The 25,151-nt window shown below is 62.8% G+C and carries 28 protein-coding genes; 18 read left to right on the top strand and 10 right to left on the bottom strand.

From position 1 onward, the window contains the following. Positions 1 to 14: 14 nt before the first annotated feature. Entirely contained in the window at positions 15 to 281 is a 267-nt protein-coding gene (locus AAD018_RS06930; RefSeq protein WP_367314773.1) for a hypothetical protein, read from the top strand. Here the strand turns inward: AAD018_RS06930 and AAD018_RS06925 are convergent. Both AAD018_RS06925 and speB read right to left on the bottom strand, forming a co-directional pair. Further along, positions 245 to 697, bottom strand: coding sequence for a DUF1499 domain-containing protein (locus AAD018_RS06925; protein ID WP_367314772.1), 453 nt, complete (start codon positions 695 to 697; stop codon positions 245 to 247). The two genes, AAD018_RS06930 and AAD018_RS06925, sit on opposite strands and share 37 nt — an antisense overlap. Positions 698 to 846: 149 nt before the next feature. Further along, positions 847 to 1,815 carry an agmatinase gene (speB, locus tag AAD018_RS06920; protein WP_367314771.1) on the bottom strand — a complete coding sequence of 323 codons (969 nt, stop codon included), beginning with the start codon at positions 1,813 to 1,815 and terminating at the stop codon, positions 847 to 849. Between the two features lie 62 nt (positions 1,816 to 1,877). Between speB and mazG the strand changes: the two genes are divergently transcribed. From mazG to AAD018_RS06900, 4 genes are all read left to right on the top strand, one after another. Then, a complete protein-coding gene (gene mazG, locus AAD018_RS06915; RefSeq protein WP_367314770.1) occupies positions 1,878 to 2,687 on the top strand; it encodes a nucleoside triphosphate pyrophosphohydrolase in 810 nt (269 codons plus the stop codon). Between the two features lie 89 nt (positions 2,688 to 2,776). Further along, positions 2,777 to 3,709 carry a nucleoside hydrolase gene (locus AAD018_RS06910; protein ID WP_367314769.1) on the top strand — a complete coding sequence of 311 codons (933 nt, stop codon included), beginning with the start codon at positions 2,777 to 2,779 and terminating at the stop codon, positions 3,707 to 3,709. Beyond that, positions 3,706 to 4,155 carry a GNAT family N-acetyltransferase gene (locus tag AAD018_RS06905; RefSeq protein ID WP_367314768.1) on the top strand — a complete coding sequence of 150 codons (450 nt, stop codon included), beginning with the start codon at positions 3,706 to 3,708 and terminating at the stop codon, positions 4,153 to 4,155. Before AAD018_RS06910 ends, AAD018_RS06905 begins: the two co-directional genes overlap by 4 nt. Before the next feature lie 24 nt (positions 4,156 to 4,179). Then, the gene (locus tag AAD018_RS06900; protein WP_367314767.1) at positions 4,180 to 5,556 is read left to right on the top strand and encodes a protein adenylyltransferase SelO; all 1,377 of its coding nucleotides are present in this window, start codon (positions 4,180 to 4,182) and stop codon (positions 5,554 to 5,556) included. On the opposite strand, the gene AAD018_RS06895 is transcribed toward AAD018_RS06900, so the two are convergent. Further along, positions 5,532 to 6,440: a DMT family transporter gene (locus AAD018_RS06895; RefSeq protein WP_367314766.1), complete on the bottom strand. Its 909-nt coding sequence runs from the start codon at positions 6,438 to 6,440 to the stop codon at positions 5,532 to 5,534. The genes AAD018_RS06900 and AAD018_RS06895 overlap by 25 nt on opposite strands. A gap of 97 nt (positions 6,441 to 6,537) precedes the next feature. On the opposite strand from AAD018_RS06895, the gene AAD018_RS06890 reads away from it, so the two are divergent. Next, positions 6,538 to 7,482, top strand: a complete 945-nt coding sequence (locus AAD018_RS06890) for a YihY/virulence factor BrkB family protein (protein WP_367314765.1) — start codon at positions 6,538 to 6,540, stop codon at positions 7,480 to 7,482. On the opposite strand, the gene AAD018_RS06885 is transcribed toward AAD018_RS06890, so the two are convergent. Beyond that, entirely contained in the window at positions 7,479 to 8,750 is a 1,272-nt protein-coding gene (locus AAD018_RS06885; RefSeq protein ID WP_367314764.1) for a DEAD/DEAH box helicase, read from the bottom strand. The two genes, AAD018_RS06890 and AAD018_RS06885, sit on opposite strands and share 4 nt — an antisense overlap. 296 nt (positions 8,751 to 9,046) lie before the next feature. Between AAD018_RS06885 and AAD018_RS06880 the strand changes: the two genes are divergently transcribed. The 4 genes from AAD018_RS06880 (at position 9,047) to AAD018_RS06865 (ending at position 12,394) form a co-directional block, all read left to right on the top strand. Then, entirely contained in the window at positions 9,047 to 9,457 is a 411-nt protein-coding gene (locus AAD018_RS06880; RefSeq protein WP_367314763.1) for a Fur family transcriptional regulator, read from the top strand. Between the two features lie 94 nt (positions 9,458 to 9,551). Beyond that, positions 9,552 to 10,442: a DMT family transporter gene (locus tag AAD018_RS06875; protein ID WP_367314762.1), complete on the top strand. Its 891-nt coding sequence runs from the start codon at positions 9,552 to 9,554 to the stop codon at positions 10,440 to 10,442. Between the two features lie 45 nt (positions 10,443 to 10,487). Then, complete coding sequence (gene eno, locus AAD018_RS06870) at positions 10,488 to 11,762, top strand: phosphopyruvate hydratase (RefSeq protein ID WP_367314761.1); 1,275 nt, start codon at positions 10,488 to 10,490, stop codon at positions 11,760 to 11,762. Next, entirely contained in the window at positions 11,759 to 12,394 is a 636-nt protein-coding gene (locus AAD018_RS06865) for a DUF7002 family protein (RefSeq protein ID WP_367314760.1), read from the top strand. Before eno ends, AAD018_RS06865 begins: the two co-directional genes overlap by 4 nt. A 74-nt stretch (positions 12,395 to 12,468) precedes the next feature. Here AAD018_RS06865 and AAD018_RS06860 read toward each other — a convergent pair whose 3' ends face one another. Continuing rightward, complete coding sequence (locus AAD018_RS06860) at positions 12,469 to 12,897, bottom strand: PRC-barrel domain-containing protein (protein WP_367314759.1); 429 nt, start codon at positions 12,895 to 12,897, stop codon at positions 12,469 to 12,471. A gap of 65 nt (positions 12,898 to 12,962) precedes the next feature. On the opposite strand from AAD018_RS06860, the gene AAD018_RS06855 reads away from it, so the two are divergent. After that, positions 12,963 to 13,409, top strand: coding sequence for a cupin domain-containing protein (locus AAD018_RS06855; RefSeq protein WP_367314758.1), 447 nt, complete (start codon positions 12,963 to 12,965; stop codon positions 13,407 to 13,409). Here the strand turns inward: AAD018_RS06855 and AAD018_RS06850 are convergent. From AAD018_RS06850 to ypfJ, 3 genes are read right to left on the bottom strand one after another with little or no spacing between them, the layout of a single operon-like run. Further along, a complete protein-coding gene (locus AAD018_RS06850) occupies positions 13,406 to 14,758 on the bottom strand; it encodes a TRAP transporter large permease (RefSeq protein ID WP_367314757.1) in 1,353 nt (450 codons plus the stop codon). The genes AAD018_RS06855 and AAD018_RS06850 overlap by 4 nt on opposite strands. Then, the gene (locus AAD018_RS06845; RefSeq protein ID WP_367314756.1) at positions 14,755 to 15,354 is read right to left on the bottom strand and encodes a TRAP transporter small permease; all 600 of its coding nucleotides are present in this window, start codon (positions 15,352 to 15,354) and stop codon (positions 14,755 to 14,757) included. The genes AAD018_RS06850 and AAD018_RS06845 overlap by 4 nt, the downstream gene beginning before the upstream one ends. Positions 15,355 to 15,398: 44 nt before the next feature. Then, a complete protein-coding gene (gene ypfJ / locus AAD018_RS06840) occupies positions 15,399 to 16,250 on the bottom strand; it encodes a KPN_02809 family neutral zinc metallopeptidase (RefSeq protein WP_367314755.1) in 852 nt (283 codons plus the stop codon). An 88-nt stretch (positions 16,251 to 16,338) separates the two neighbouring features. Between ypfJ and AAD018_RS06835 the strand changes: the two genes are divergently transcribed. Then, positions 16,339 to 16,917 carry a YqaA family protein gene (locus tag AAD018_RS06835; protein ID WP_367314753.1) on the top strand — a complete coding sequence of 193 codons (579 nt, stop codon included), beginning with the start codon at positions 16,339 to 16,341 and terminating at the stop codon, positions 16,915 to 16,917. After that, positions 16,914 to 17,351, top strand: a complete 438-nt coding sequence (locus tag AAD018_RS06830) for a disulfide bond formation protein B (RefSeq protein WP_367314752.1) — start codon at positions 16,914 to 16,916, stop codon at positions 17,349 to 17,351. Before AAD018_RS06835 ends, AAD018_RS06830 begins: the two co-directional genes overlap by 4 nt. Here AAD018_RS06830 and AAD018_RS06825 read toward each other — a convergent pair. Next, positions 17,348 to 17,779, bottom strand: coding sequence for an Lrp/AsnC family transcriptional regulator (locus tag AAD018_RS06825; protein WP_367315200.1), 432 nt, complete (start codon positions 17,777 to 17,779; stop codon positions 17,348 to 17,350). The genes AAD018_RS06830 and AAD018_RS06825 overlap by 4 nt on opposite strands. Before the next feature lie 115 nt (positions 17,780 to 17,894). Here AAD018_RS06825 and rocF point away from each other — a divergent pair, with 115 nt between their 5' ends. The 4 genes from rocF (at position 17,895) to AAD018_RS06805 (ending at position 23,627) form a co-directional block, all read left to right on the top strand. Continuing rightward, positions 17,895 to 18,818, top strand: a complete 924-nt coding sequence (gene rocF, locus AAD018_RS06820; RefSeq protein ID WP_367314751.1) for an arginase — start codon at positions 17,895 to 17,897, stop codon at positions 18,816 to 18,818. Beyond that, on the top strand, positions 18,815 to 19,858 hold the full coding sequence (locus tag AAD018_RS06815) for an ornithine cyclodeaminase (protein ID WP_367314750.1): 1,044 nt from the start codon (positions 18,815 to 18,817) through the stop codon (positions 19,856 to 19,858). Before rocF ends, AAD018_RS06815 begins: the two co-directional genes overlap by 4 nt. Before the next feature lie 190 nt (positions 19,859 to 20,048). Then, positions 20,049 to 22,781, top strand: coding sequence for a DNA gyrase subunit A (gene gyrA, locus AAD018_RS06810; protein WP_412005209.1), 2,733 nt, complete (start codon positions 20,049 to 20,051; stop codon positions 22,779 to 22,781). A 132-nt stretch (positions 22,782 to 22,913) separates the two neighbouring features. Continuing rightward, positions 22,914 to 23,627, top strand: coding sequence for a hypothetical protein (locus AAD018_RS06805; protein WP_367314749.1), 714 nt, complete (start codon positions 22,914 to 22,916; stop codon positions 23,625 to 23,627). Positions 23,628 to 23,654: 27 nt separating this feature from the next. Here the strand turns inward: AAD018_RS06805 and AAD018_RS06800 are convergent, their stop codons facing one another. Next, a complete protein-coding gene (locus tag AAD018_RS06800; RefSeq protein WP_412005208.1) occupies positions 23,655 to 23,780 on the bottom strand; it encodes a hypothetical protein in 126 nt (41 codons plus the stop codon). On the opposite strand from AAD018_RS06800, the gene trmFO reads away from it, so the two are divergent. Further along, on the top strand, positions 23,779 to 25,134 hold the full coding sequence (gene trmFO, locus AAD018_RS06795) for a methylenetetrahydrofolate--tRNA-(uracil(54)-C(5))-methyltransferase (FADH(2)-oxidizing) TrmFO (protein WP_367314748.1): 1,356 nt from the start codon (positions 23,779 to 23,781) through the stop codon (positions 25,132 to 25,134). The two genes, AAD018_RS06800 and trmFO, sit on opposite strands and share 2 nt — an antisense overlap. Positions 25,135 to 25,151: the final 17 nt, after the last annotated feature.

Raw genomic sequence — 25,151 nt, 5'->3', positions numbered from 1 at the left:
GATATCTTCATAGGATGAGATTTGCGTTTCTGCTGATCCTCTTCGCCACCCAAGGCGCGGCCCAGTCCGAGGGAACCACGCGCTCTGATCCCTGTTACTGTACCGATCGGGAGGGCAGTCGGATCGATCTGGGCGAACAAACCTGCCTTTTCGTCGATGGCCGATCCTTCATGGCGCAGTGCCAAATGTCACTGAACGTGCCGATCTGGCGCGACATCGGCGAAGCCTGCGTGGTCGGCGAGCGTCAGCTCGACGCGCCCGCATCCGTCAGTCCAAGCTGATCCAGCCAATCGCGGATCCGCGCCTCGTTTACGCCCATGTCGGCTTGCCCGAACCGCAGCCTGCCATGGAGGACCAGCAGATCCGTCTCGCCCTCGCCTTGGGCGATGTAGATTGTGGTATAGTCGGGAAAGCCCATGATCTGCGAGCGGGTTTCATAGGTGATCATCCTGTCTTCCACGCGTCCGGCAAAGCGCGTCGTGCGCGGCGTGGCCAACGCGATCTGATTGAGCCGGGTCAGCGCCGCTTCGGGATCCTCGACCACGCGGACGGCCCTGAAACTGCCGGTGCCTGGATAGTCCCCGGCTGGGCCCGGATCGCTGCGCTGGTGCCAGGCGTCTTCGGTGGTCGGAGCGAGCCGGATATAAGCCATCCCTGGGACAACGAGCAGGATGAGAACGATGAGGATAATGCGCATGACGCCTCCTGGATGGGTGAGACTCAGGACATAAGCCATGCCCGGTGATTAGGGAGAGCCGGGAGCAGGAATTCTTTTGAGCAGCCGGTAGACCCGAAAAACCACCGTTCAGTTACCGACCGAATACCGACGCGATACCGATGGCCCGATCACGCCCTGTCGAGGGCCAGCCGATGGCAATATAGGCACATCAGCTCTGTCGCCGCATGGGCGCCCGCAATCGCCGTCGCCCCGGTCGGATCATAGCCAGGAGAGACCTCGACCACATCGCCGCCGACCATATTTATCCCCTTGATATCCTTCAGGATTATATCCGCCTGACCTGAACTTAGCCCGCCCCAGACGGGCGTGCCTGTCCCGGGGGCAAAGGCGGGATCCAGGCAATCGATATCGAACGTCACATAGGTTTGCGCATCACCGAGAATATCCTTTATCTTCAATGCCGTAGCCGCGGGCCCCGCCTCGTGGACCTCCCTGGCATCGATGGTATGAAAGCCCAGATCCTCGGTATTCGTTGTCCGGATTCCGACCTGCACCGACCGCTCCGGCACGATCAGTCCTTCCTTGACGGCTTTGTAGAACATCGTGCCGTGATCGATCCGGGTCGCGTCCTCGTCGGGCCACGTATCGCTATGGGCATCGAATTGCAGCAGCGATAAAGGCCCGAACTTAGCGGCATAAGCCCTTAGGATCGGCAGAGAAATCGAATGATCTCCTCCAAGCACGAGAGAGGCCGCACCCCCCTCGAGGATCGAACGAATATGCTGCGTAAGCCGCTCTGGGAACTCTTCCACGCGGGCATAGTCAAAGGCCAGATCGCCATAATCGATCACGTTGAAATCGCTCAGCGGATCGACATCCCATCCATAGGGCGGATCGAAGGGCTGCAGGCTCGACGCCTCGCGGATGGCCCTCGGCCCGAACCGGCACCCCGGACGGTTCGTCACTGCCTGATCGAAGGGTACGCCTGTCACCGCCAGATCCACGCCGCTTAGATCCTTGGTGTAAGCTCTTCTGAGAAAAGACAAAACACCGCCGAACGCGTTCTCGTAGACAAGGCCAGTACGACGACCCTTCAACGCGACATCGACCTCGCCTCTAGCATCCTCAAGCGCCATCTGGTTCTCCCCGTGCGGCCTTGTTATGCCAGCCAAAGAACCCCAATCGCACGAGGTCCGCAATGTCCGATGAGCCGCTGATCCACGATCCCGACGGAGGGTTGCCGCGCCTTGTCCGGATCATGCAGCGCCTCCGCGATCCCCAGACCGGCTGTCCTTGGGATATCGAGCAGGATTTCGACACGATCGCCCCCTATTCGATCGAGGAGGCTTATGAGGTCGCCGACGCAATTGAGCGGCGCGATTGGGATGACCTGAGGGGCGAGCTGGGAGATCTTCTGCTTCAGGTGATCTATCACGCTCAAATGGCTGACGAGAAAGATCTTTTCAGCATCACGGACGTGATCCGCAGCGTCTCTGACAAGATGGTGGCGCGTCATCCGCATGTCTTCGGCGACGAGACCCGCGACAAGAGCGCGGAGCAGCAAAAAGCCGATTGGGAGACGATCAAGGCGACCGAACGAGCGGATCGGGCGAAGGCCGGCGTTCTTGATGACGTGGCTTTGGGCCTGCCCGCGCTTTTACGCGCGCTCAAGCTGCAAAAGCGGGCCGCGCGCGTGGGCTTTGACTGGACCGAGATCGATCAGGTGCTCGCTAAGATCGACGAGGAAACCCGCGAGCTGGCCGAGGCGCGGGACACGCTGGATCCAGCCAAGATCGAGGATGAATTTGGGGATCTTCTCTTTGTCATGGTCAATCTCGGGCGGCATCTGAAGCTTGACCCGGAAGCCGCCTTGCGCGGGACAAACGCCAAATTCGTTCGGAGATTTCAATATATAGAACAGCAGCTTGAAGCCATAGGCTCGAGCCCAGCAGAGGCAAGCCTGGAAGAGATGGATCGGCTCTGGACCGAGGCGAAGCGGGCGGAATAGGACGTGATCCGCCCCTCGACAGATGTCGCAGCCGCTCGCCTGCGGTCCGGCCTTGCCCGGCCCCATGAGGCAGGATAGCCCTTGGCCGCATGACACCAAGACCGATCCTCATCGACACCGATCCTGGACAGGATGACGCCGTCGCCATCCTTCTGGCGCTAGCCTCTCCCGAGCTTGAAGTGAAGGCGATCACCGCCGTGGCTGGCAATGTCCCGCTCGCGTTGACGAGTGCCAATGCGCGAAAGGTTTGCGAACTAGCCGGTCGGCCCGAGATCGCGGTCCATGCCGGATGCGACCATCCGCTTGAACGCCCTCTCGTCACCGCCGAGCATGTGCATGGCAAAACCGGCCTTGATGGCGCGGATCTGCGCGCGCCGGTTATGGCGCTTCAGGACAAACATGGCGTCGATGCGATCATTGATCTGGCGCGCGAGGTGGATGGCCTGACCATTTGCGCCCTGGGTCCTCTGACCAATGTCGCAACCGCCCTCACCCGCGCGCCCGACGTTGCGGGGCGGATCAGGGAGATCGTCCTGATGGGAGGCGCCTATTTCGAGGTCGGCAACATCAGCCCGGCGGCGGAATTCAACATCTTCGTTGATCCCGAGGCCGCCAAGGCCGTCTTCGACTCGGGCTGCAAGATCACGGTTTTGCCGCTGGACGTCACCCACAAGGTGCTTGTCACAACGGACCGCATCGCCGCCTTTCGCGCGATGGAAACACGGATCGGCGACGCCATTGCGGACTGGACAGGCTTTTTTGAGCGGTTCGACAAGGAGAAATACGGCTCGGACGGCGCGCCACTGCATGATCCGTGCGTCATTGGCTGGCTTCTCTGGCCAGAGCTGTTCTCGGGCCGCCAGATCAATGTGGAGATCGAGACCACCTCAGAGCTGACGCGCGGTATGACCGTCGCCGACTGGTGGGGCGTGACCGACCGGGCAGTCAATGCGATGTTTATCGGGAACGTGGATGCGGGTGCGTTCTTCGCCCGCATGACAGACCGGCTGGCCCGGCTGTGAGCGCGCAGCTTCAGCTGGCCAAGCCGGAGCATATCGCGCCGCTTCTGTCACTCGTCGCCCGGTTTCACGAGGAGTACGGGCTCGAGACGACCGAAGAGCATCGCCGCGCCGCGCTCGAGCCGCTTCTGGAGGGTTCGCCTCACGGGGCCATCTACCTGATTGGCCCAGCCCGCGCGCCTGTGGGTTATCTAGTGGTCACCTTTGGCTGGTCGGTAGAGTTCGGCGGGCTGGACGGGTTCGTCGACGAGATCTTCGTGCGACCCTCCGTGCGCGGGCGCGGAATTGGAACCGAGGCGCTGCTGGCCCTTGGCCGGGCTCTGGCAGGGACTGGTCTGCGGGCGCTTCATCTCGAGGTCGATCGGTCGGATGAGGCCAAACAACGCCTCTACGGCAAGGCTGGATTCAGGCTGCGCGACCGATATGCGTTGATGACGCGGGTCTTCTGAGGCGTCCGCGCCTATATAGCCGATATGCAGATCGACTTCGACAACAGCTACGCGCGGCTCCCCGATCGGTTCTTCACCCGGCTGGATCCGGTTCCAGTGGAAAAGCCCGAGCTGATCGCCTTCAACGACGCGCTGGCGGTAGAGCTTGGTATTGACCAAGCCGGATCGGACGAGGCGACGCTTGCATCGATCTTTGCGGGCAACCGGATCCCCGATGGTGCGGATCCTCTGGCGCAACTTTACGCGGGCCATCAGTTCGGCCACTGGAACCCGCAACTGGGGGATGGGCGCGCAATCCTTCTGGGAGAGGTCGCAGGCCGCGACATTCAGCTAAAGGGATCGGGACGCACGCCCTACAGCCGCTCGGGCGACGGGCGCGCCTGGCTAGGGCCGGTCTTGCGCGAATACCTCGTCTCCGAGGCGATGGCGGCGCTTGGCGTGCCGACGACGCGCGCTTTGGCTGCCGTGACGACCGGAGAACCCGTCCTACGCGAGCGGGTCTTCCCGGGCGCAATCCTCACCCGCGTCGCCTCGAGCCATCTGCGGGTTGGCACGTTCCAGATCTTTGCCGCGCGCGAAGATCACGAGGCGCTGGCCGCGCTCGCCGACTATGCCATTGCCCGCCATTATCCCGAAGCAGACGGCCCCGCCGGGCTGCTGGCCGGGGTGGTTGCGGCGCAGGCGGAGCTGATCGCGCACTGGATGTCGCTGGGCTTCATCCACGGGGTCATGAATACCGACAATTGCGCCATTTCGGGCGAGACCATCGACTATGGCCCCTGCGCTTTCATGGACGACTACCACCCTCAGACCGTCTTTAGCTCCATCGACCAGCAGGGACGCTATGCCTATGCCAACCAGCCGCGCATCGCGCTGTGGAACCTCGCGCAGCTTGGCACGGCTTTGCTGCCGCTGATGCCTGACCAGACACAGGCCGTCGAGGAGTTCACCGAGATCGTGAACGGGTTTGGCGCGCTCTATCAGGCGGCCTGGCTCCAGCGGTTCGGCGCAAAGATCGGCCTTTCGCAGCCAACGGTCGAGGATGCCGATCTGATTTCTAAGCTTCTCACGCATATGGCCGAGACAGGAGCGGATTTTACCAATACGTTCCGCACACTAGCCGCCTGCGACACGCTAGATACCGAATGGCAGGCTGAGTGGCAGGAGCGGCTGGCCGAAGAGCCTGACCCCGAAAGCGTCATGCGCTCCGCCAACCCTGCCATCATCCCCCGCAATCACCGCGTCGAGGCGATGATCCAAGCGGCTGTTGCCGGGGATTACGGGCCGTTCCACGCGTTGAATGCAGCGCTCAAGACACCGTTTGCGGATCCCGAGGACACCACGCTGACCGCCCCGCCAGAGCCGGAAGAGCGGGTTCAGGCCACTTTCTGCGGGACCTGAGCGCGCACGGTCCGGTTGATCAGGATGAGCCCCACTGCCACCAGCGCGAGGGCTGCGAAGATCACCGGACCGACTTCTTCGTCCAGCAGCCACCAGCCGAGGAATACGCCGAAGACCGGTGCGAGAAAGCTGAAGGAGGCGACGCTCGAGGCCGGGTAAATCGACAGCAGCCACAGCCAGAAGACGAACCCCGCCGTCACGATAACCACGATCTGGAAAGCCAGCCCCCAAAGGTGGATCGGTTGCAGATCCCGGATAAGCTCTCCGAACAGCGGCGAGATCAGCAGCAGGATCGGCGCCGAGATCGCCACCTGCCACAAAAGCTGCGTCTGCGCCGGAACCTCGCGCAGTCGCGTGGCCTTGGCGATGAACGCGATCCCTGCCCAGCAGATTGCCCCGCCCAGCGCGAAAAGATCGCCCAAAAGGGATGCCGTGCCAGCCTTGGGCCGCTGCAGGATGGCCAAGGCCGCCCCGCCTAGAGCAAGCGTGAGACCCAGCACTTTGAGCGGCGTCATCCGCTCGCCCGGAATGAACAGATGCGCCAGGATCGCGAGCCAGACCGGCATCGTGTAGAAGATCACGCTGGTCCGCGAGACCGTCGTCAGATCAAGCGCGACGAAGAGAAAGATGAACTCTACCGCGAAACACAGCCCGATCAAGATCCCGGGCACCGCCGTGCCGGGATGCAGCGTGAGCGGTCCGGACCGAAGCCGGATCCAGAGCCACAGCAGCACCATCGCCCCGGCCGAGCGCAGGCCCGCGAAAAAGACTGGCTGCAGCCCGTCATTCACGACCGCGATGATGACCTGGTTGAGCCCCAGCAGCGCCGAAAACCCAATGAGGGAGATCGCGCCGAACGCATCCATGCTGTCGCGTTTTTCCATGGGACGGAGAGGACTTAGTCCCGGCACCGAAGTCAAGGGATGTGGAACCGAACCCTAGGCTCGTCCGTTCGACGAACACGTAACGGAGAGTACCGCCATGTCCAGAGGCCGCAGCGCCACGCATCCGCGTCAGATCCCGCTCAAAGGCTGGAAGGATATCGCATTCCGCGTGAAGGACGAGATCGACGCCGACCGGGTCGGGCTGATCGCGGCAGGCATCGCGTTCTACGGCCTGCTCGCGCTCTTTCCCGGACTGGCCGCTGCCATGGCCATTGCCGGTCTGCTGACCGAACCTGCGATGATCGTGGACGAGCTGGAACGCCTGGGCCAAATGCTGCCCGATCAGGCCGCCGAGATCATCCTTGATCAGGCCTCCTCCGTTGCTGGTAGCCGCGAAGGCGGATTGGGCCTTGCCGCCATCGGGGGTATCCTTCTAGCGATCTACTCCGCCTCAAAAGGCATCAAGAGCCTTATTCAAGGGCTCAACATCGCCTATGACGAGGAAGAGACACGCGGCTTCTTCAAGCTGACGGGATTGACACTGGGCCTCACGCTTTTCGTTATCGTGGGTCTTCTGCTGAACCTGGCGGCCACGCTTGTTGTGCCCGCCATCTTGTCCTTCGTCGATTTCGGACCCGGTTTCGAGATTTTCGTGCAGGTGGTCACGGCCGCCGTTCTCTTTGGACTCACGGTCTTCGCCTTGGGCTTTATGTACCGGCACGGGCCTGACCGGGATACGGCGGAATGGCAGTGGATCACTCCCGGGGCGGTTGTCGCGTGCCTGCTTTGGGCGCTCGGCTCGGTTGCATTCGGCTTCTACGTGTCCAACTTCGCCAGCTACAACGAAACCTTTGGCACGCTCGGCGGCGTCATCGTTCTGCTGATGTGGCTGTGGCTCTCGGCCTATATCGTGCTCTTCGGCGCCGAGCTGGATTCCGAGATTGAAGCCCAGACACGCGTCGACAGCACCACCGGCCAGCCGGAGCCGCGCGGAGAGCGCGGCGCCGTCAAGGCCGATGTGCTGGGAGAAAGCTCCGCCTAAGCCGCCTTGGGCTTGCGGCGCCGCCGCTGCGGTTTGCCTGCGGGCTTGCCGCCACCGCCATTTGGACGGCCTCCGGGGCGACCGCCGCCGGGACGGCCCCTGCCCCCTCCGCCGCCGCGCTTGGGCTTGGCTTCCTCGTTCTCCCACGGGCGACCCGAGGCGACGGGGATCGGCATCTTCATCGCCTTCTCAATCGCGCGAAGCTCGCTCATCTCGTCCGGCGCGCAGAACGCAATCGCCGCGCCTTCTGCGCCCGCACGCGCCGTGCGTCCAATCCGGTGCACATAGTTCTCGGGCACATTGGGCAGATCGTAGTTATAGACATGCTTCACATCCGGGATATCGATCCCGCGCGCGGCCACATCCGTTGCCACCAGAACCGTAACCTTGCCCGCCTTGAACGCGGTGATTGCCCGGTCGCGCTGTCCCTGGCTCTTGTTGCCGTGGATCGAAGCTGCGGCAAAGCCTGCCTTTTCCAGCGACTTGTATAGCTTTTCCGACCCATGCTTGGTGCGGCCAAAAACGATCGCCCGCTCGCCGTCATGCTTGGAGAGCAGGTCGATCAGCAGCTCGGACTTGGAGGCCTTCGCCACGTAGTGCAGGGACTGCGCGATCTTGTCGGCAGCCTTGCCGGGAGGGGCCACTTCGACCCGCACGGCATCGCGCAGATAGGCGCTGGCCAGCTCGTTCATCTGCTTGGGCATCGTGGCCGAGAAAAGCATCGTCTGACGCTCGTCCGGCAAAAGCGGCGCGATCTTGCGAAGCGCATGAATAAAGCCGAGATCCAGCATCTGATCGGCCTCGTCGAGAACAAGGAACCGCGTCTCGTCTAGACGCACGGCCTTGCGGTCGAGCAGGTCGATCAAACGACCAGGGGTTGCCACTAGCAGATCGACGCCACGCTCGAGCCGCCGGATCTGGCCGACGATCCCGGCCCCGCCGACAACGAGCGCGACCTTAAGATGCGTGCCTTCCGTATAGGCGCGCAGATTGTCCGAGATCTGCTTGGCCAGCTCGCGCGTCGGCGCGAGAATCAGGCCCCGCGCCGTCTTAGGCGCAGGCTTGCCGCCATCGCCCAGAAGCGCGTCGATCATAGGCAGACCAAAGGCCGCCGTTTTGCCGGTCCCCGTCTGGGCAAGGCCCATGACATCGCGTCCGTTCATCGCATGCGGAATCGCCTGGCTTTGAATCGGGGTCGGTTTGGTAATGCCCTGTTTCTCCAAGGCTTTGATCAGTCGGGGCGCAAGCCCCAGCATATCGAAATCCATCAGTATCCTTCTGCCCGCCCTTCTCGGACGGACCACGCCATAACGGCGCAAAGAGGGGCGCGCACGTACTCGGCCCGGGACCTCGTGTCCCCTGCCCGACATGGCGCCGGACCCCCCTGCGTGACTGTGGGAATCGTTGTGGCGTCGGATCGTTCCGTACCGTTTGCACGGACTGCTCACGCGGCAGTCCATCCGTCGCCTTGCGCGTCACATGGGGATAGATGACCTGCAAGTCAACCACTGGTCTTGCCTGCGCGCAGCCTTTACACCGGGTGCGACCTTTAAGAGCCGTGCCGATGTCCGAGACGATCCTCACCCGATGCGAAGCGCGCGGTCTGCGTATGACAGACCAGCGCCGCACCATCGCCGCCGTCCTTCAGGATGCGGACGACCATCCCGATGTCGAAGAGCTTTATGCCCGCGCCTCGGCCCGCGATCCCCGGATCTCGATCGCGACGGTCTACCGGACGGTCAAGCTGTTCGAGGAGTCGGGGATCATCGAAAAGCACGAATTCGAAGGCGGACGGGCGCGCTACGAGATCGCGGGCGGCGATCACCATGACCACCTGATCGACATGCAGTCCGGGGAAGTCATCGAATTCGTCGACCCCGAGATCGAGGCGCTTCAGGAAAAGATCGCCGAAAAGCTGGGATATCGCCTGAAAGGGCACCGGCTCGAGCTTTATGGCGTGCCGATCAAATCCTGACGTCCCCAGGGTGATGAGCCCCATCACGATCGCTGATTTGTCACCGCCCTACTGACCCTCTAGGCAGGACGGAGACTTCCTGAGGATCTTTCACATGGAAAACCTTCGCGGTGCCCTTCTGATGGTGGCGGCCATGGCCTGCTTTGCGCTGGAGGATATGTTCATCAAGCTGATGGCAGGCTCTATGCCGGTCGGCCAGATCCTGATCCTGCTGGGCGTCTTTGGCTCACTGATCTTCGCCATTCTGACGCGGCTAACCGGCGGGCGCGTCTTCTCGAGCGCCCTGCGCCATCCGGCGGTGCAACTGCGCTGCCTCGGAGAGCTCATTGGCACGATGGGGTTCGTGACGGCGATTGCACTGACGCCCATCTCCTCGGCCTCCGCGATCCTGCAGGCGACGCCGCTGGCGGTGACGCTGGGCGCCGCAATCTTTCTGGGCGCCGATGTCGGATGGCGGCGCTGGACCGCCATCGCGGTCGGCTTTGCGGGTGTCCTTCTGATCATCCGGCCCGGCGCAGGCGATTTCGAGCCGCTCTCGCTCTTTGCTGTGCAAGGCGTGATCGGCCTTGCGATCCGCGATCTGGCGACGCGGCAGGTGCCAAAGGACATCTCCTCGATGCAGCTTTCCACCTATGCCTTTGCGACGGTCGTTCCCGCCGGCGCGATCATGATGCTGGTGGTGAATGACACAGCAGTTGTGCCTAGTCAGGGTGACTGGCTCTTCGTCGCGGGCGCTGTCGCGATTGGCGTCATGGGCTATTACTGGATCGTCGGCGCCATGCGTGTGGGTGACATCGCGGTCGTCACGCCCTTCCGCTACACCCGCCTCGTCTTCGCGCTCATCGTCGGCATCCTCGTCTTTGGTGAGCAGCCCGATGCGCTCACCTATATCGGATCGGCGATCATCGTCGGCTCAGGGCTTTACACCCTTCTGCGCGAGGCGCGCGCCGCCCGGCGACCTGCCGCTTCCCTGTCGCGTCTGTGACGGCTAAGAGGAGCGCATTGTCACTTCTGTAAAAGGACCGCCCCCATGAGCTTTATCGTCGATATCCACGCCCGCGAGATCCTCGACAGCCGGGGCAATCCCACGGTCGAGGTCGATGTGGTCCTCGAGGACGGCACGATGGGCCGCGCCGCTGTCCCATCCGGAGCGTCCACCGGCGCCTATGAGGCGGTCGAGATGCGCGACGGGGATAAGGACCGCTACAAGGGCAAAGGGGTTCGCAAGGCCGTCGCTGCCGTGAACGGAGAGATCGCCGAAGCGCTTGCCGGGATCGATGCAACCGAACAGACCGCCATTGACGAAGCGATGATCGAGCTGGACGGCACCGACAACAAATCCCGCCTCGGCGCCAACGCGATCCTCGGCGTCTCGCTCGCCGTGGCCAAGGCTGCCGCCGATTTCACCACACAGCCGCTCTTTCGCTATGTCGGAGGTACCTCCGCCCGCACCCTTCCCGTCCCCATGATGAACATCATCAATGGCGGCGAACATGCGGACAACCCGATCGACATTCAGGAATTCATGATCGCCCCTGTTGCAGCAGAAACGATGAGCGATGCGGTCCGGATCGGCGCCGAAGTCTTCCATACGCTCAAGAAAGAACTGTCGGAGGCCGGCTATTCCACCGGCATCGGCGATGAAGGCGGGTTTGCCCCGAACCTCAGCTCGACCCGCGACGCGCTCGATTTTATCCTGCGCAGCATCGAGAAGGCAGGCTACGCGCCCGGCGATCAGGTCATGCTCGCCCTCGATTGCGCCGCCACCGAATATTACAAGGATGGCGCCTATCACATGGAGGGCGAAGGCAAGGTCCTGACCTCCGACGAGAACGTCGCCTATCTTCAACAGCTCGTGGCCGATTACCCGATCTTTTCGATCGAGGACGGCATGTCCGAGGATGACTGGGACGGCTGGGCGGCCCTGACCGAGGTGCTGGGCGACCAGGTCCAGCTTGTCGGGGACGATCTTTTCGTCACCAACCCCGCCCGCCTGAAGGACGGGATCGAAAAACGCTCGGCCAACTCGCTGCTCGTGAAGGTCAACCAGATCGGCACCCTGACCGAAACTCTGCAAGCCGTCGATATGGCCCATCGCGCCCGCTTCACCTGCGTGATGTCCCACCGTTCAGGCGAAACCGAGGATGCCACCATCGCCGATCTCGCCGTCGCGACCAATTGCGGCCAGATCAAAACCGGCTCGCTCTCCCGCTCCGACCGGCTGGCCAAGTACAACCAGCTTTTGCGCATCGAGGAGATGCTGGGCGAAAGCGCCATCTATGCGGGCAAGTCGATCCTGAAATGACGGTCGAGGCTTTCGCCAAGGCCGTTGGCGGTGCTCTCATCCACATCACTGCCGCATCGAACCTACCGCTCATCCAGGAATACGGGCTGCGACCGGCAGCCCGTCTTGCTCAGTTGGCGGGAATAGATCCGCATAGCATTATTTTGCGCAAAGACCGCGAATGCCTGTCGATCTTGGATCGCACCGCAACCCTGAACCATCAACTCCCGATCCGGCACGGATTGAACGCGGCCCGCAAGATGCTGGACGGATACACGCCCGAGGAGTGGGCAAAGCAGCTGGACGAGCGGGTTTTCTTCTGGCCCAAATCGCAAGGCCTCGACTTCGCCAAAAGCGTCAAAGCGGATTTGCCCATCCACGCGTTCGAGCTTGACGCGAAACTCTTTGCCGATCTTTTCTGGGCCGATATCGATCTTTGTCCGATCAACAGCGGAAACTTTACGCAAGGCGGAGCCAATGCACCGAGAGGCGATTGGATCTACACGCCGCTTTCGGACGGGCTCGAGGTGTTTCGATCCAAGCGGATCAAACGGGGCCTTAAGAAATGGCGCGATAGCATCAAGGAAATCTCTGTAAAACGTTCGATCGATCCCCAGACACTGGTACACCTCGGCGGGCAAACCACTCTCTAAGAAAGACGCCCCGCTTCAAAAAAGAAAAAGGGGCCAACCGGCCCCTTTCCCTCTAACTCAATGAAGCGTGCGGCTTAGTTCCACCAGCCTTCGTCAACGCCTTCCATCTCCTCGAGCTGCTCTTCTGTCATGCGTGTGACATAGGCATAGCTCTGGTCATCGACGGCGATCAGCTTCACGTCCTCGACGGGGATCATCACGTGCTTGTCGGCGATATCGAGAAAGCCACCGATTTCGGCTACGATGCCGATCATCTGGCCGTCCTTCGACAGGATGATATCCTCGATCTCACCGATGTCGTTCCACTCGGTGTTGACCTCGTCATAGGTCTCGTTCTGGCCCCAGGTCGCGTCATCCATCTCGCTGCTCATCACGTAGATCTCACCACCGGTGATATCGCGCGTGCGGATCAGGTTTTCGTTGTCCATGGAGGCGTGACCTTCGGCATAGGCCAGGCCAGCGGACATCGTAAGGGCTGCGATTGCGGTCATAGTGCGTTTCATGATCTGCTCCTCTTGTTGCAGTACATCACTGAAATGAAAATCGAGGGGCAGACGTTCCAAAAAAGATGACGGATACCGCGAATATTTCCGCCAAAGCGGCTAAAATTATCAAACAGTTGAGCCTTGCGCCTCATCCTGAAGGCGGCTGGTATCGGCAGACATGGATCGCGGATGCGCAAGAGGGGGAGCGCCCCTCCGGAACCGCTATCCTCTTTCTTCTTGCGGATGGCGAAGCCAGCCATTTGCACAAGGTCGATGCGACCGAGATCTGGCTCTTTCATGCGGGCGCACCGCTTGAGCTGAGAACCAGCCCAAGTGATGAGGGCCCGTCGGACAAGGCGCTCCTCGGCCCCGATCCGCTGGACGGCATGTCGCCTCAGATCATCGTGCCCAAGGATCACTGGCAGGCCGCGCGCACCACAGGGGAGTACACGCTTGTCTCCTGCACCGTCTCGCCCGGCTTCCGGTTCGAAGGCTTCACTCTCGCGCCGCCCGGCTTTGACATCCCCTAGCCCATCGCGCGCACCAGCCAGAGCGTCACACCCGGCGCGGCCACCAGAACGCCCACGCGCAGCAGATCGGAGGCGACGAAAGGCAGAACCCCGCGATAGGTCTGCCCGATCGGAATGTCGCGCCCCACCTGATTGATGATGAAAAGGTTCAGCCCCACCGGCGGCGTGATCAGACCGACTTCGACCACGATCAGCGCGAGGATCCCGAACCAGATCGCCGTCTCCTCACGCGTTAGCCCGAAATCGAGCGCCATGACGATGGGAAAGAAGATCGGCACCGTCAGCAGGATCATCGACAGCGAATCCATCACGCAGCCGAAGACCAGATAGGCCGCCAACATCGCCAGCAGAACCGCCATCGGCGCAAAGCCCTGCCCTGTCACCCAGTCCGACAGCAGTTGCGGCGCGCGCGTCGTGGCCAGAAACGAATTGAACAGCGCGGCCCCAAAGACGATGAAAAAGATCATCGCCGTGGCCTGCGCTGTCTCGAGGATAGCGTCCAGAAACGCCGCCCGCGTCAGATCGCGGGTTAAGACGCCGTAGAGCCCGGTCAAAACCGCGCCCACGGCAGCCCCTTCGGTCGGCGTGAATAGCGCATCGGGGCCGGGTGTACTCCAGTCCCAGTCGCCCGCGATGCCGTACATGACCAGACCAAAGATGAAGATCACCGGCCATGTCGCCGCCAGCGACCGCATCCGCTGCCGGTAGGGCACACGGTCCGCTGTCCCCGCCGCTCCGGGAGCCACCCGCACATAGATCGCAACAACCGCCATATAGCCCAGCATCGCGAGGATCCCCGGCACGAGGGCGGCCACGAACATCTTCACGATATTCTGCTCCGTCAGGATCGCGTAGATCACCAGAATGATCGAAGGCGGGATCAGGATGCCCAGTGTGCCGCCCGCCGCCAGCACCCCGGTGCTCAGCGCGTCGGAATAGCCGCGCTGGCGCATCTCGGGCAAGGCCACCTGCCCCATGGTCGAGGCTGTCGCCAACGACGATCCGCAGACCGCGCCAAACCCCGCGCAGGCGCCGACAGACGCCATCGCCACGCCGCCGCGCCGATGCCCCAGCCAGTCGGAGGCCGCCGTGAACAAGGCCGCCGACATGCCCGATTTGGTGGCGAACTGCCCCATCAGCAGGAAAAGCGGCACGATCGACAGCGAATAGCTCGCGAACGTATCGTAGGTCAGCGTCTTGAGCTGCGCGAGTGGTGGCGCCATCGTCCCTCTCACGACCCAGATACCAAGGATCCCGGTCAGAGCCATCGCCACTGCGATCGGCACCCTCAGGAAGATCCCGACCAGCATGAGAGCGAACCCCGCCAGAGCGATCTCGAGCCCGGTCAAATCCGCGACGTCTTGGCTGTCTCTGCCGGCTCGGCACCGGCCATCGTCCAGTTCACCGATCGCCAGACGGTATAGGCCGAGACGATGACGAAGACCCAAGCTCCGATCAAAGCCAGCCCGTGCAGCATCCAGATCGGGATCTCCAGCTCATAGGTCGTCTCGGGGTAGAACGGCTTGTATCCCATGCCGAGCCGGTCTCTCCAGACGTCCGAGAAATAGGGGAACTTCTCGCCAAACCCCAGATAGAACCGCCAGGCGATGAGCGCAGCCAACCCGGTCACGAGCAGATCTCCGATCACCCCGAAAATCGCGCGGATGCGCGGGCCGAGCCGGTCCACCAGAAGATCAACGGTCACATGCCGCCGCTGAAGCTGGCACCAGGGCAGAAAGGCAAAGACGGCAATCGCAACGCCCGCCTCGACCAGCTCATAGTCGCCGCGGATTGGCCCAACCCCGTCGATCCGGCGCCCAATGATCGAAACAACCACCATGCAGGCGATACCAACCAGAAGGACGCCGCCCAGATAGGCGAGCCCGCGCGAGAGCGCGCCCAACGCGCGCCCTACCTTCACTTCTGTCTCAACCGCCAGTCCCATGCCGCGCATCCAAAGCGCAGCAGGCGCCGGGTTTCAACCGTCCCTTACAGCTGGTTGGTGATGAATGTGTCGCATTGGGTCAGATCGCCGGTCTCGTAGCCGCGAACGAACCAGCGCTGACGCTGCTCGCTCGTGCCATGTGTGAAGGTGTGCGGCTGCACCACCTGCCCCGATTGCCGTTGCAGCATGTCGTCGCCGATCTGCCGGGCTGCGTTGACGGCTTCGTCCAGATCCCCCGGCTCAAGCGATCCGAACCGGCTTTCGGCCGCGCGCGCGAAGATGCCTGAGAAACAATCGGCCTGCAGCTCGATCCGCACCGACAGCGCATTCGATTCGCGCGGGCTAGCGCGCTGGCGCAGGGCGTTGACCTCTCCAAGGATGCCCAGCTCGTTCTGCACGTGATGGGCGACCTCATGGGCAATCACATAGGCCGCCGCGAAATCGCCGCTGGCGCCCAGACGCCGGTCCAGCGTGTAGAAGAAATCCGTGTCGAGATAGGCGCGTTCATCCGCCGGACAGTAGAACGGCCCCGTCGCCGCCGAAGCACCGCCGCAGGCCGACCGCACCGTGCCGCTGAAAAGAACCAGCTCCGGCTCGTCATAAGGCCGCCCGAGCTGCCGCTCGAAGATATCGGTCCAGACCTCTTCAGTATCGGCCAGCGTCACCGACACGAACTGCGCCATCTGATCGTCCTGCGCCGAGATCTCCTGGCGAGGCGCGGACGATTGCCCGCCGCCAACTGCCTGCAAGAGCGGTGTCACGTCGATGCCGAAAAACCATCCCAGCACCAAGACGACGATCAACCCCAGACCTCCGATCCCGCCTGCCGCCCGGCGTCCGCCGCTTCTGCGCCGATCCACGATATTCCCGCTTCCGCGGCGTCCTCGCCATCTCATCGGCTGTCCTTTCCCTGTCGTCGCAGCGCTCCGGCTTGACCTGCCGCCGCCACCATGTCCTATGACCATGAACGAGCGAGAGCCGAAAATGATCCGACGCCTTTACGACTGGACCCTGGCCCTTGCGGCGACCCACCACGCGATGTGGGCGCTTTTCATCATTTCTTTCATCGAAAGCTCGGTCTTTCCGATCCCGCCCGATGTGCTGCTGATCCCGATGGTGCTGGCCCGCCCGCACCGCGCCTTCGAAATCGCGGCCCTTTGCACCGTGGGCTCTGTCATGGGAGGGCTTGCAGGCTACTGGATCGGCTATGGCCTGTTCGAACAGGTCGGCCGCCCGGTCCTCGAATTCTACGGCAAAGATGCCTATTTCGATGACTTCGCGACCCGTTACAATGAATACGGAGCCTGGGCCGTACTGATCGCGGGCGTCACACCCTTCCCGTTCAAGGTCATCACGATCCTTTCAGGGTCCACAGGCCTGAACCTGACCGTCTTCATCATCTCCTCGATCATCGCGCGCGCCTTCCGCTTTTTCCTCGTCGCGGGCCTCCTGTGGAAATTCGGCGAGCCGATCCGCGAGTTTATCGAAAAGCGCCTGAACTTGCTCTTCGTCGTCTTCTGCGTCCTGCTCGTGGGCAGCTTCGCGCTGGTGCGCTTCCTGTGACTGCGCGCCAGCTCGTCGTGCTGGCCGCCGGAGGCTCCGCCGCGCTTCTTCTGGGCGCCTGGGCCTTCCAGCTTGCGGGCTATGCGCCTTGCACTATGTGCCTCTGGCAGCGCTGGCCCCATGCCGCCGCTGTCGCCATCGGCATCGTCGCCTATGCCAGCCCGGTCGCCGCCTGGCTTGGCGCGGCAGCCGCAGCAACGACGTCGGGCATCGGCGTCTTTCACACCGGCGTCGAACGCGGCTGGTGGGAGGGCCCGTCCAGCTGCACCGGAGGTGGCGCCCTGACCGGAGATCTCCTCTCCACCGACATCCCCGACATCGTCATGTGCGACGAGGTCGCATGGAGCCTTGCGGGCCTCTCCATGGCCAGCTGGAACGCTCTCGCTTCTGCTGCGCTCGTCCTTATCTGGATCGCCGCCGCCCGCCGCGCCTAACCGGCCCCGCCCCTGCGAGTCGATAAAAGCAGGTTCGTCTCGCTGCGCTGCACCCCCTCCATCCGCCGGATCGCAAAAAGCGCCGCGTCGAAATCCTCGAGCGTCTCGGTTCCCAGCTCGACGATCAGATCCCAGGTCCCGTTGGTCGAATGCACGGACGCGACATCGGCCCGCCTCAGCAGCGCCCCCCGGATCCGCTCGGTGCCGCGCCCCTCGATGCCCAGCATCATCAACCCGCGCACCGGGTGCGGCGCGACATCGGCGCGCGTCAGCACGGTAAAGCCCGCGATCTCTTCGCTTTCGATCAGCCGGGTAAGCCGCACCCGTACCGTCGCCCGCGAGAGCCCCAGATCCACAGCCAGCTGGGATAGCGAGGCCCGCCCGTCCCGTCTGAGCGCCGCGATCAGCCGCGCATCCATATCTGCCATTTCGGTCACATCACCTACTCAAATCGAACAATCCCTGCCCGTTTTGCGCAATCCGGCGGCTTCCGTCCAGAGCGGTTCTCGCCAATGCTCCCGCCAACGCAACCCGGAGGCCAAGATGACCCCGCAAATCTGCATCCTTGTCGGCATTCCGATGGACAGCGGTAAACGCCGCCAGGGCTGCCGCATGGGACCGGATGCCCTGCGCATCGCAGGCCTTGCCGAGACGCTGCAAGAGCTGGGCCACACCGTCGAGGATCGCGGCACCGTCACGCCCGACCCTGCCGCGCTTGCTGACACGCCGCCCCTCTACGCTCTGGCCGAAACCGTTGGCTGGACGCAGGCCATCACCCGCGCCGCCCAAGACGCGGCCATAGCAGGCATGCCGATCTTCCTCGGCGGTGACCACGCCCTCTCCCTCGGCACTCTGGCAGGCCTTGCCGCCCATGCAAAACAGCAGAACCGCCCTCTCTTCGTCCTCTGGCTCGACGCCCATGCCGATTTTCACACGCCGAACACGACGCAAAGCGGCAATCTGCACGGCACCCCTGTCGCCTATGCCGCCGGCCGGGACGGCTTCAACGACTTCCCGCCCTTCCCCGCTACAATCCCCGGCGAGCGGATTGCCATGATCGGCTTGCGCTCCGTCGATCCTGAGGAAAAAGCGGCCCTGGATGGCACGGGCATCCACCTCACCGACATGCGCGCGCTCGACGAACGGGGCCTACGCACCCCGCTGGCGGCTTTCCTGACCCGCGTAGAGCAGGCAAACGGCCTGCTCCACGTCTCCTTCGACACGGATTTCCTCGATCCGGACATCGCCCCGGCCGTCGGCACCACCGTCCCGGGTGGCGCAACTCTGCGCGAAGCGCATCTGGCGATGGAGATGCTCTGCGACAGCGGCCTCGTCACCTCTCTCGATCTGGTCGAGCTCAACCCCTTTCTCGACCATGCAGGCAAGACTGCTCAGCTTCTTGTCGATCTGACGGCCTCCCTCATGGGGCGCCGCATCTTCGACCGACCCACACGAGGCCCCAAATGACCCAGCCCGGCGCGCTCGCCCTCGTCCCCTTCGTCTCCGTCGATCACATGATGCAGATCGTCCACCGCATCGGGATCGAAACGATCCTGACCGGCCTCGCGACGGCCATCGAAGACGATTTCCGCCGTTGGGAAAGCTTCGACAAGACGCCGCGCATCGCCTCGCACTCTCCCGAAGGCGTGATCGAGCTGATGCCGACCTCCGACGGCGACACCTATGGCTTCAAATACGTGAATGGGCATCCAAAGAACTGGAAGGACGGCCGCCAGACCGTGACCGCCTTCGGCCTGCTCGCCGATGTCGCGACCGGCTATCCGGTCCTGCTTTCCGAGATGACGATCCTGACGGCCCTGCGCACCGCCGCCACCTCGGCGATGGCCGCCCGACACCTCGCCCCGAAAGGCGCCAGGACGATGGCCGTTATCGGCAACGGGGCCCAGTCCGAGTTCCAATCCATCGCCTTCAAGACGATCTGCGGCATCGAAGAGGTCCGCCTCTTCGACATCGATACCGACGCCACCGACAAATGCGCTGCAAACCTCGCCCAGAGCGGCCTCCGGATCACCAAATGCCCCACCGCGGAAGAGGCGATCGAAGGCGCGCAGATCGTCACGACCGCCACCGCCGACAAGCGCAACCAGCAGATCCTGACTGACAACATGGTAGGCTCGGGCTTGCATATCAACGCCGTCGGCGGCGACTGCCCCGGTAAGACCGAACTGGCCGAAGCGATCCTGCATCGCTCTGACATCTTTGTCGAATATCCGCCCCAGACCCGCATCGAAGGCGAGATCCAGCAACTCGCTCCCGATCACCCTGTGACCGAACTTTGGGAAGTTATCACGGGCAAGACACCGGGCCGCAGCAGCGCCGCACAGATCACGCTTTTCGACAGCGTCGGCTTCGCGACCGAGGATTTCTCGGCACTGCGCCATATCGACGGCCTCGCCAAGGAAACGGGTCTCTATACCGATCTCGACATGCTGGCCGATCCCGACGATCCGCGCGATCTCTTCGGCATGCTCATGCGCGCCGGCTGATCCTCATCTTGCCCTAAACACCTCGGAGAATTGTCAAGGAGGCAGCGCCTCCTTGACGCCCGCGCGGCGAGCGCGCGAGCATCTGTTGCGCCGAAGGCGCTCCGGCAAAGAAGGCTTCCCCCCAGATACCGCCGCTGCTATACATGGGAGCAACAAGATATAGCGCAAAAGCAGCAGGACGACCTCCCCCTTGAGCGATACGCCAGACATGCCAGAAGACGGCGACATTCCCGCCTACTCCGGTCCCTCCATCTCGATCGAAGACGAGATGAAGACCTCCTATCTCGACTACGCGATGTCGGTCATCGTCTCCCGCGCGATCCCCGATCTGCGCGACGGGCTTAAACCCGTGCACCGTCGCATTCTCTACGCGATGCACGAGACGGGAAACACACACGACAAGTCCTACCGCAAATCCGCTCGCCCCGTCGGCGATGTGATGGGTAAATACCACCCCCACGGCGACAGCGCGATTTACGACGCTCTCGTTCGGATGGCGCAGGATTTCTCCATGTCGCTGCCGCTTCTCGACGGACAGGGCAATTTCGGCTCCATGGACGGTGATAACCCCGCCGCCATGCGCTATACCGAAGTCCGCATGGACAAGCCCGCCGCCTATGTCCTGGCCGATATCGACAAGGACACGGTCGATTTTCAGGACAATTACGACGGCAAGGACCGCGAGCCGACCGTCCTGCCCGCCCGCTTTCCCAATATGCTGGTCAATGGCGCGGGCGGCATCGCCGTCGGTATGGCGACCAACATCCCGCCCCATAACCTAGGGGAGGTCATCGACGCTTGCCTCGCGCTGATCGAGGATCCCGATCTCAGCTCCGAACAGCTGATCGACTACATCCCCGGCCCCGACTTCCCCACCGGCGGCATTATGCTGGGCCGGTCGGGCGCGCGAAAAGCCTATCTGGAAAGCCGCGGCAGCGTCATCCTGCGGGCCCGCACCCGGATCGAGGAAATCCGCAAGGATCGCTACGCCATCATCGCCGACGAAATCCCCTATCAGGTCAACAAGGCCTCGATGATCGAGAAGATCGCCGAACAGGTCCGCGAGAAAAAGATCGAGGGCATCGCCCACGTTCAGGACGAAAGCGACCGCAACGGCATCCGCGTCGTCGTCGAGCTCAAGCGCGACGCGACAGCCGAAGTCGTCCTCAACCAGCTCTACCGCTTCACGCCGATGCAGACGAATTTCGCCTGCAACATGCTGGCCCTCAACGGCGGCCGCCCCGAAACCCTGACGCTGCGCCGCTTCCTGACGAGCTTTCTCGACTTCCGCGAAGAGGTCGTCGCCCGCCGCACCGCCTATGAACTCAGGAAGGCGCGCGAGCGCTCGCATGTTCTTTGCGGTCTGGCCGTCGCCGTCTCCAATGTGGACGAGGTCGTGCGCACGATCCGCGCCTCCGCCGATGCCGCCGAGGCCCGCGAAAAGCTGATGACACGCCGCTGGCCCGCCCAGGAGATCCTCGAATACATCCAGCTGATCGACGATCCGACCCACACGGCCAATGAGGACGGCACCTATAACCTGTCGGAAACCCAGGCCCGCGCGATCCTCGACCTCCGCCTCCAGCGCCTGACCCAGATCGGCGTCAAGGAAGTCACCGACGAGCTGGAGGAACTGGCCGCCAAGATCCGCGACTACCTCGACATCCTCGGCTCTCGCGAGCGGATCATGGAGATCATTCGCAGCGAACTAACCGAGGTCAAAGACCTTTTCGCCGTCCCCCGCCGCACCGAGATCGTCGACTGGTCCGGCGATATGGAGGACGAGGACCTTATCGAGCGCGAAGATATGGTCGTGACCGTCACCCAAGGCGGCTACATCAAGCGCACCCCGCTCGCCGATTTCCGCGCCCAACGGCGCGGCGGCAAAGGTCTTTCCGGCATGCAGACCAAGGAAGAGGATGTCGTCACAACCCTCTTCGTGGCCAACACCCACACCCAGCTGCTTTTCTTCACGACCGACGGTATGGTCTACAAGCTCAAAACCTGGCGCCTGCCGCAAGGCTCCCGCACCGCCAAGGGCAAGGCCATCGTCAATATCCTGCCGATCCCGCAAGGCGTCTCCGTCGCCGCCATCCTGCCCATCGACCGGGACGAGGAGGACTGGCAGGACCTGCAGGTGATCTTTGCCACCAGCGCGGGCGATATCCGCCGCAACACGCTGAGCGATTTCACCAACGTCCGCGCCAACGGCAAGATCGCGATGAAACTGCCCGAGGATGGCAGCGTCAGCCTCGTAAACGCCCGCATCGCCTCCGAAGACGACGATGTGATGCTCGTCACCCAGTCGGGCCGCGCCATCCGCTTTTCGACCACTGCCGTGCGCGTCTTCAAGGGCCGCGACAGCACCGGCGTGCGCGGGATCCGTCTGGGCGAGAACGACCGCGTCGTCTCCATGTCGATCATCCGCCATTTCGAAGCCGACCCGGCCGAGCGCGCCGCCTATCTCAAGATGCGCCGCGCCATGGCAGGTCTCGCGGACGATGCCGAAACCGACGACGAGGACGACACTGCCCCCGGCTCCATCAGCCAGGAGCGCTATGCCGAGATGTCTGCCTCCGAAAACCTGATCTTGACGATTACCTCGCAAGGCATGGGCAAGCTCTCCTCGTCGCACGACTATCCCGTGCGCGGTCGCGGCGGCCAGGGCGTCGCGGCGATGGATCGCGCCATGCGCGGCGGCCCCCTCGTCACCAGCTTCCCGGTCGATATCCACGACCAGATCATGCTGGTGACGAATATGGGCCAATCGATCCGCGTCCCCGTCGACGGCATCTCCTTCCGCTCCCGCGGCGCGGGCGGCGTCAAGGTCTTCAACACCGGCAAGGGCGAAGAAGTCGTCAGCGTCGCCTGGATCGCCGATCAGGGCGACGAAGATGCCGAGGAGACACCACCCGAGGAGTGAGGTTCAGGCGCAACAGGCTCAGATCCAGGAGAGGCAGACCTTTACCTCTTAGACATCCCGATTATAACGCGTTGATGAACTCCGTTCACGGGGCTCGACCTGCATTACGCTATCAACATCGGAAACCATAAAATGAAGACACATATTCTCGCAGCCATTTCCGCAATCACACTTCTGCCGCTCGACGCCACCGCTCAGACGGTGCTGAACGGCGGCGAACTCGAATTCCGCTACAGCGCCTTCACGGACCTTGACGACGCCGACAAGACCCAATTCGCGGGCTCCTACGAGCTCGGCTTCTCTCCGACCTTCGCATTTCAGGGCGATGTCAGCGCCGGCAATTTCGGCTTCATCGACGAGTGGTTCCTCAACGGCACGCTCCACGGGATCTACCAGCCCACCGAACGCGCGTCCTTTGGTGTCTTTTTTGGCAGCGAAACCATCGCAGATCTTGATAATGAAAATCCCTATTTCGGGATCGAAGCGGCCTATGAGTTCAACCTCGCTTATATGCAAGGATACGCCAATATCTTCGAAGACGGTGACGATACCGTCCAATACGGCATCTCGGGCGGCCTCGCGTCGCGCGGTCTCGGCTACAACCGCCTCTCGATCGACCGGATCGAAGACGACGACACATCCTTCACCCGTTATGCGCTTCTCGGCGGTTTCGAGATTGCCAATTCCGTCAGTCTTGTGGGCGAATTCGGAACGCTTGAGGTCGAGGCGGACGGGAACAGCGACAGTGAAACCTTCTTTGGCCTCGGCGTCAGATACGGGTTCGGACGGGACGGAAAGACCACTTTCGACCGCCGCGGCAGCCTGACGATCCTGCCGGGTCTCTGAACCGGCCCTCATCTTGCCTGAAATACCTCAGGGGATCTTTAAGGGGACAGCGTCCCCTTGAAGGCCCGCGCGGCCCGAGCGCAAAAGCATCATATGCGGCGCAAGCCGCACCGCCTTTTCAAAGCGGCCCGCTCCGACTATCTCATCCTCCATGACCCAGACCCTTAACATCATCGGCGGCGGCATGGCCGGATCCGAGGCCGCCTGGCAGGCCGCCAATGCAGGCCTCCAGGTGCTGATCCACGAGATGCGCCCCAAGGTCGAAACCTTCGCGCATCAGACCGGCAATCTCGGAGAGATGGTCTGCTCCAACTCCTTCCGCTCCGACGATCACGAACAGAACGCCGTGGGCCTTCTCCACTGGGAGATGCGGCAGGCAAACGGTCTCATCATGGCCGCCGCCGACACCCACCGCCTTCCCGCAGGCGGCGCGCTCGCCGTCGACCGCGAGCCCTTCGCCGAAACGGTGACGGCCCGCCTGAAAGCGCACCCAAATATCCGCATCTCCTACGAAGAAATCACGGAGCTGCCGACCGAAGGCCACTGGATCATCGCCACCGGCCCCCTCACCTCCGGCGCGCTGGCTGAGGCAATCCAGCAGGAAACCGGCACCGACGCGCTCGCCTTCTTCGACGCCATCGCGCCAATCGTCCATCACGACAGCATTGATATGTCCAAGGCGTGGATGCAGTCGCGCTACGACAAGGGCGAGACTGAGGAAGAGCGCACCGCCTATCTCAACTGCCCGATGGACAAAGATCAGTACGACGCCTTCATCGACGCGCTTCTCGCCGCCGAAAAGACCGAGTTCAAACCGGGAGAAACAGCAGGCTATTTCGACGGCTGCCTGCCGATCGAGGTGATGGCCGAACGCGGCCGCGAGACCCTGCGCTTTGGCCCGATGAAGCCGGTCGGTCTCACCAATCCTCACCAGCCGGATGTCAAAGCCTACGCCGTCGTTCAACTCCGCCGCGACAATGCGCTGGGGACGCTCTATAATATCGTCGGCTTCCAGACCAAGATGAAATACGGCGCGCAAACCTCTGTTCTGAAGATGATTCCCGGGCTTGAAAATGCCCGCTTCGTCCGGCTCGGCGGCATCCACCGCAACACGTTCCTGAATTCTCCGACGCTGCTCGACGCCCAGATGCGCCTCAAATCTCGCCCCAATATCCGCTTCGCCGGCCAAATCACCGGCGTCGAAGGCTATGTCGAAAGCGCCTCCATGGGCCTGCTCGCTGCCCGCCTCGCCGTGGCCGAGATTACCGGCCAAAGCCTCGCCGCTGTGCCGCCCACCACCGCCACAGGCGCGCTCGTCACCCACATCACAGGCGGCGCGGAGGCCAAGACCTTTCAGCCCATGAATGTCAATTTTGGCCTCTTTCCTCCGGTCGAGGGTCTCAAAGGCGGGCGCCGGGGCCGCAAGGACCGCTACAAGGCCTATACCGACCGCGCCAAAGCCGATTGGCTGGACTGGCTCGGGACACGCAAGCTGGACGCCGCCTGAAACCGCGTTAACCTTGC

It is taken from the genome of Aestuariibius insulae, from assembly GCF_040783535.2.
Classification (GTDB): Bacteria; Pseudomonadota; Alphaproteobacteria; order Rhodobacterales; family Rhodobacteraceae; genus Aestuariibius; species Aestuariibius insulae.
Note: the sequence above shows the minus strand (reverse complement) of the source record. Positions and strands in the feature narration are given on the sequence as shown.

What these genes read in the sequence shown, in the direction of transcription:
- AAD018_RS06930 (WP_367314773.1), top strand. Translation starts at nt 15, where the DNA reads ATGAGATTTGCGTTTCTGCTGATCCTCTTCGCCACCCAAGGCGCGGCC.
- AAD018_RS06925 (WP_367314772.1), bottom strand. Translation starts at nt 697, where the DNA reads ATGCGCATTATCCTCATCGTTCTCATCCTGCTCGTTGTCCCAGGGATG.
- speB (WP_367314771.1), bottom strand. Translation starts at nt 1,815, where the DNA reads ATGGCGCTTGAGGATGCTAGAGGCGAGGTCGATGTCGCGTTGAAGGGT.
- mazG (WP_367314770.1), top strand. Translation starts at nt 1,878, where the DNA reads ATGTCCGATGAGCCGCTGATCCACGATCCCGACGGAGGGTTGCCGCGC.
- AAD018_RS06910 (WP_367314769.1), top strand. Translation starts at nt 2,777, where the DNA reads ATGACACCAAGACCGATCCTCATCGACACCGATCCTGGACAGGATGAC.
- AAD018_RS06900 (WP_367314767.1), top strand. Translation starts at nt 4,180, where the DNA reads ATGCAGATCGACTTCGACAACAGCTACGCGCGGCTCCCCGATCGGTTC.
- AAD018_RS06895 (WP_367314766.1), bottom strand. Translation starts at nt 6,440, where the DNA reads ATGGAAAAACGCGACAGCATGGATGCGTTCGGCGCGATCTCCCTCATT.
- AAD018_RS06890 (WP_367314765.1), top strand. Translation starts at nt 6,538, where the DNA reads ATGTCCAGAGGCCGCAGCGCCACGCATCCGCGTCAGATCCCGCTCAAA.
- AAD018_RS06885 (WP_367314764.1), bottom strand. Translation starts at nt 8,750, where the DNA reads ATGGATTTCGATATGCTGGGGCTTGCGCCCCGACTGATCAAAGCCTTG.
- AAD018_RS06880 (WP_367314763.1), top strand. Translation starts at nt 9,047, where the DNA reads ATGTCCGAGACGATCCTCACCCGATGCGAAGCGCGCGGTCTGCGTATG.
- AAD018_RS06875 (WP_367314762.1), top strand. Translation starts at nt 9,552, where the DNA reads ATGGAAAACCTTCGCGGTGCCCTTCTGATGGTGGCGGCCATGGCCTGC.
- eno (WP_367314761.1), top strand. Translation starts at nt 10,488, where the DNA reads ATGAGCTTTATCGTCGATATCCACGCCCGCGAGATCCTCGACAGCCGG.
- AAD018_RS06865 (WP_367314760.1), top strand. Translation starts at nt 11,759, where the DNA reads ATGACGGTCGAGGCTTTCGCCAAGGCCGTTGGCGGTGCTCTCATCCAC.
- AAD018_RS06860 (WP_367314759.1), bottom strand. Translation starts at nt 12,897, where the DNA reads ATGAAACGCACTATGACCGCAATCGCAGCCCTTACGATGTCCGCTGGC.
- AAD018_RS06855 (WP_367314758.1), top strand. Translation starts at nt 12,963, where the DNA reads ATGACGGATACCGCGAATATTTCCGCCAAAGCGGCTAAAATTATCAAA.
- AAD018_RS06845 (WP_367314756.1), bottom strand. Translation starts at nt 15,354, where the DNA reads ATGGGACTGGCGGTTGAGACAGAAGTGAAGGTAGGGCGCGCGTTGGGC.
- ypfJ (WP_367314755.1), bottom strand. Translation starts at nt 16,250, where the DNA reads ATGAGATGGCGAGGACGCCGCGGAAGCGGGAATATCGTGGATCGGCGC.
- AAD018_RS06835 (WP_367314753.1), top strand. Translation starts at nt 16,339, where the DNA reads ATGATCCGACGCCTTTACGACTGGACCCTGGCCCTTGCGGCGACCCAC.
- AAD018_RS06825 (WP_367315200.1), bottom strand. Translation starts at nt 17,779, where the DNA reads ATGGCAGATATGGATGCGCGGCTGATCGCGGCGCTCAGACGGGACGGG.
- rocF (WP_367314751.1), top strand. Translation starts at nt 17,895, where the DNA reads ATGACCCCGCAAATCTGCATCCTTGTCGGCATTCCGATGGACAGCGGT.
- AAD018_RS06815 (WP_367314750.1), top strand. Translation starts at nt 18,815, where the DNA reads ATGACCCAGCCCGGCGCGCTCGCCCTCGTCCCCTTCGTCTCCGTCGAT.
- AAD018_RS06805 (WP_367314749.1), top strand. Translation starts at nt 22,914, where the DNA reads ATGAAGACACATATTCTCGCAGCCATTTCCGCAATCACACTTCTGCCG.
- trmFO (WP_367314748.1), top strand. Translation starts at nt 23,779, where the DNA reads ATGACCCAGACCCTTAACATCATCGGCGGCGGCATGGCCGGATCCGAG.
- AAD018_RS06800 (WP_412005208.1), bottom strand. Translation starts at nt 23,780, where the DNA reads ATGGAGGATGAGATAGTCGGAGCGGGCCGCTTTGAAAAGGCGGTGCGG.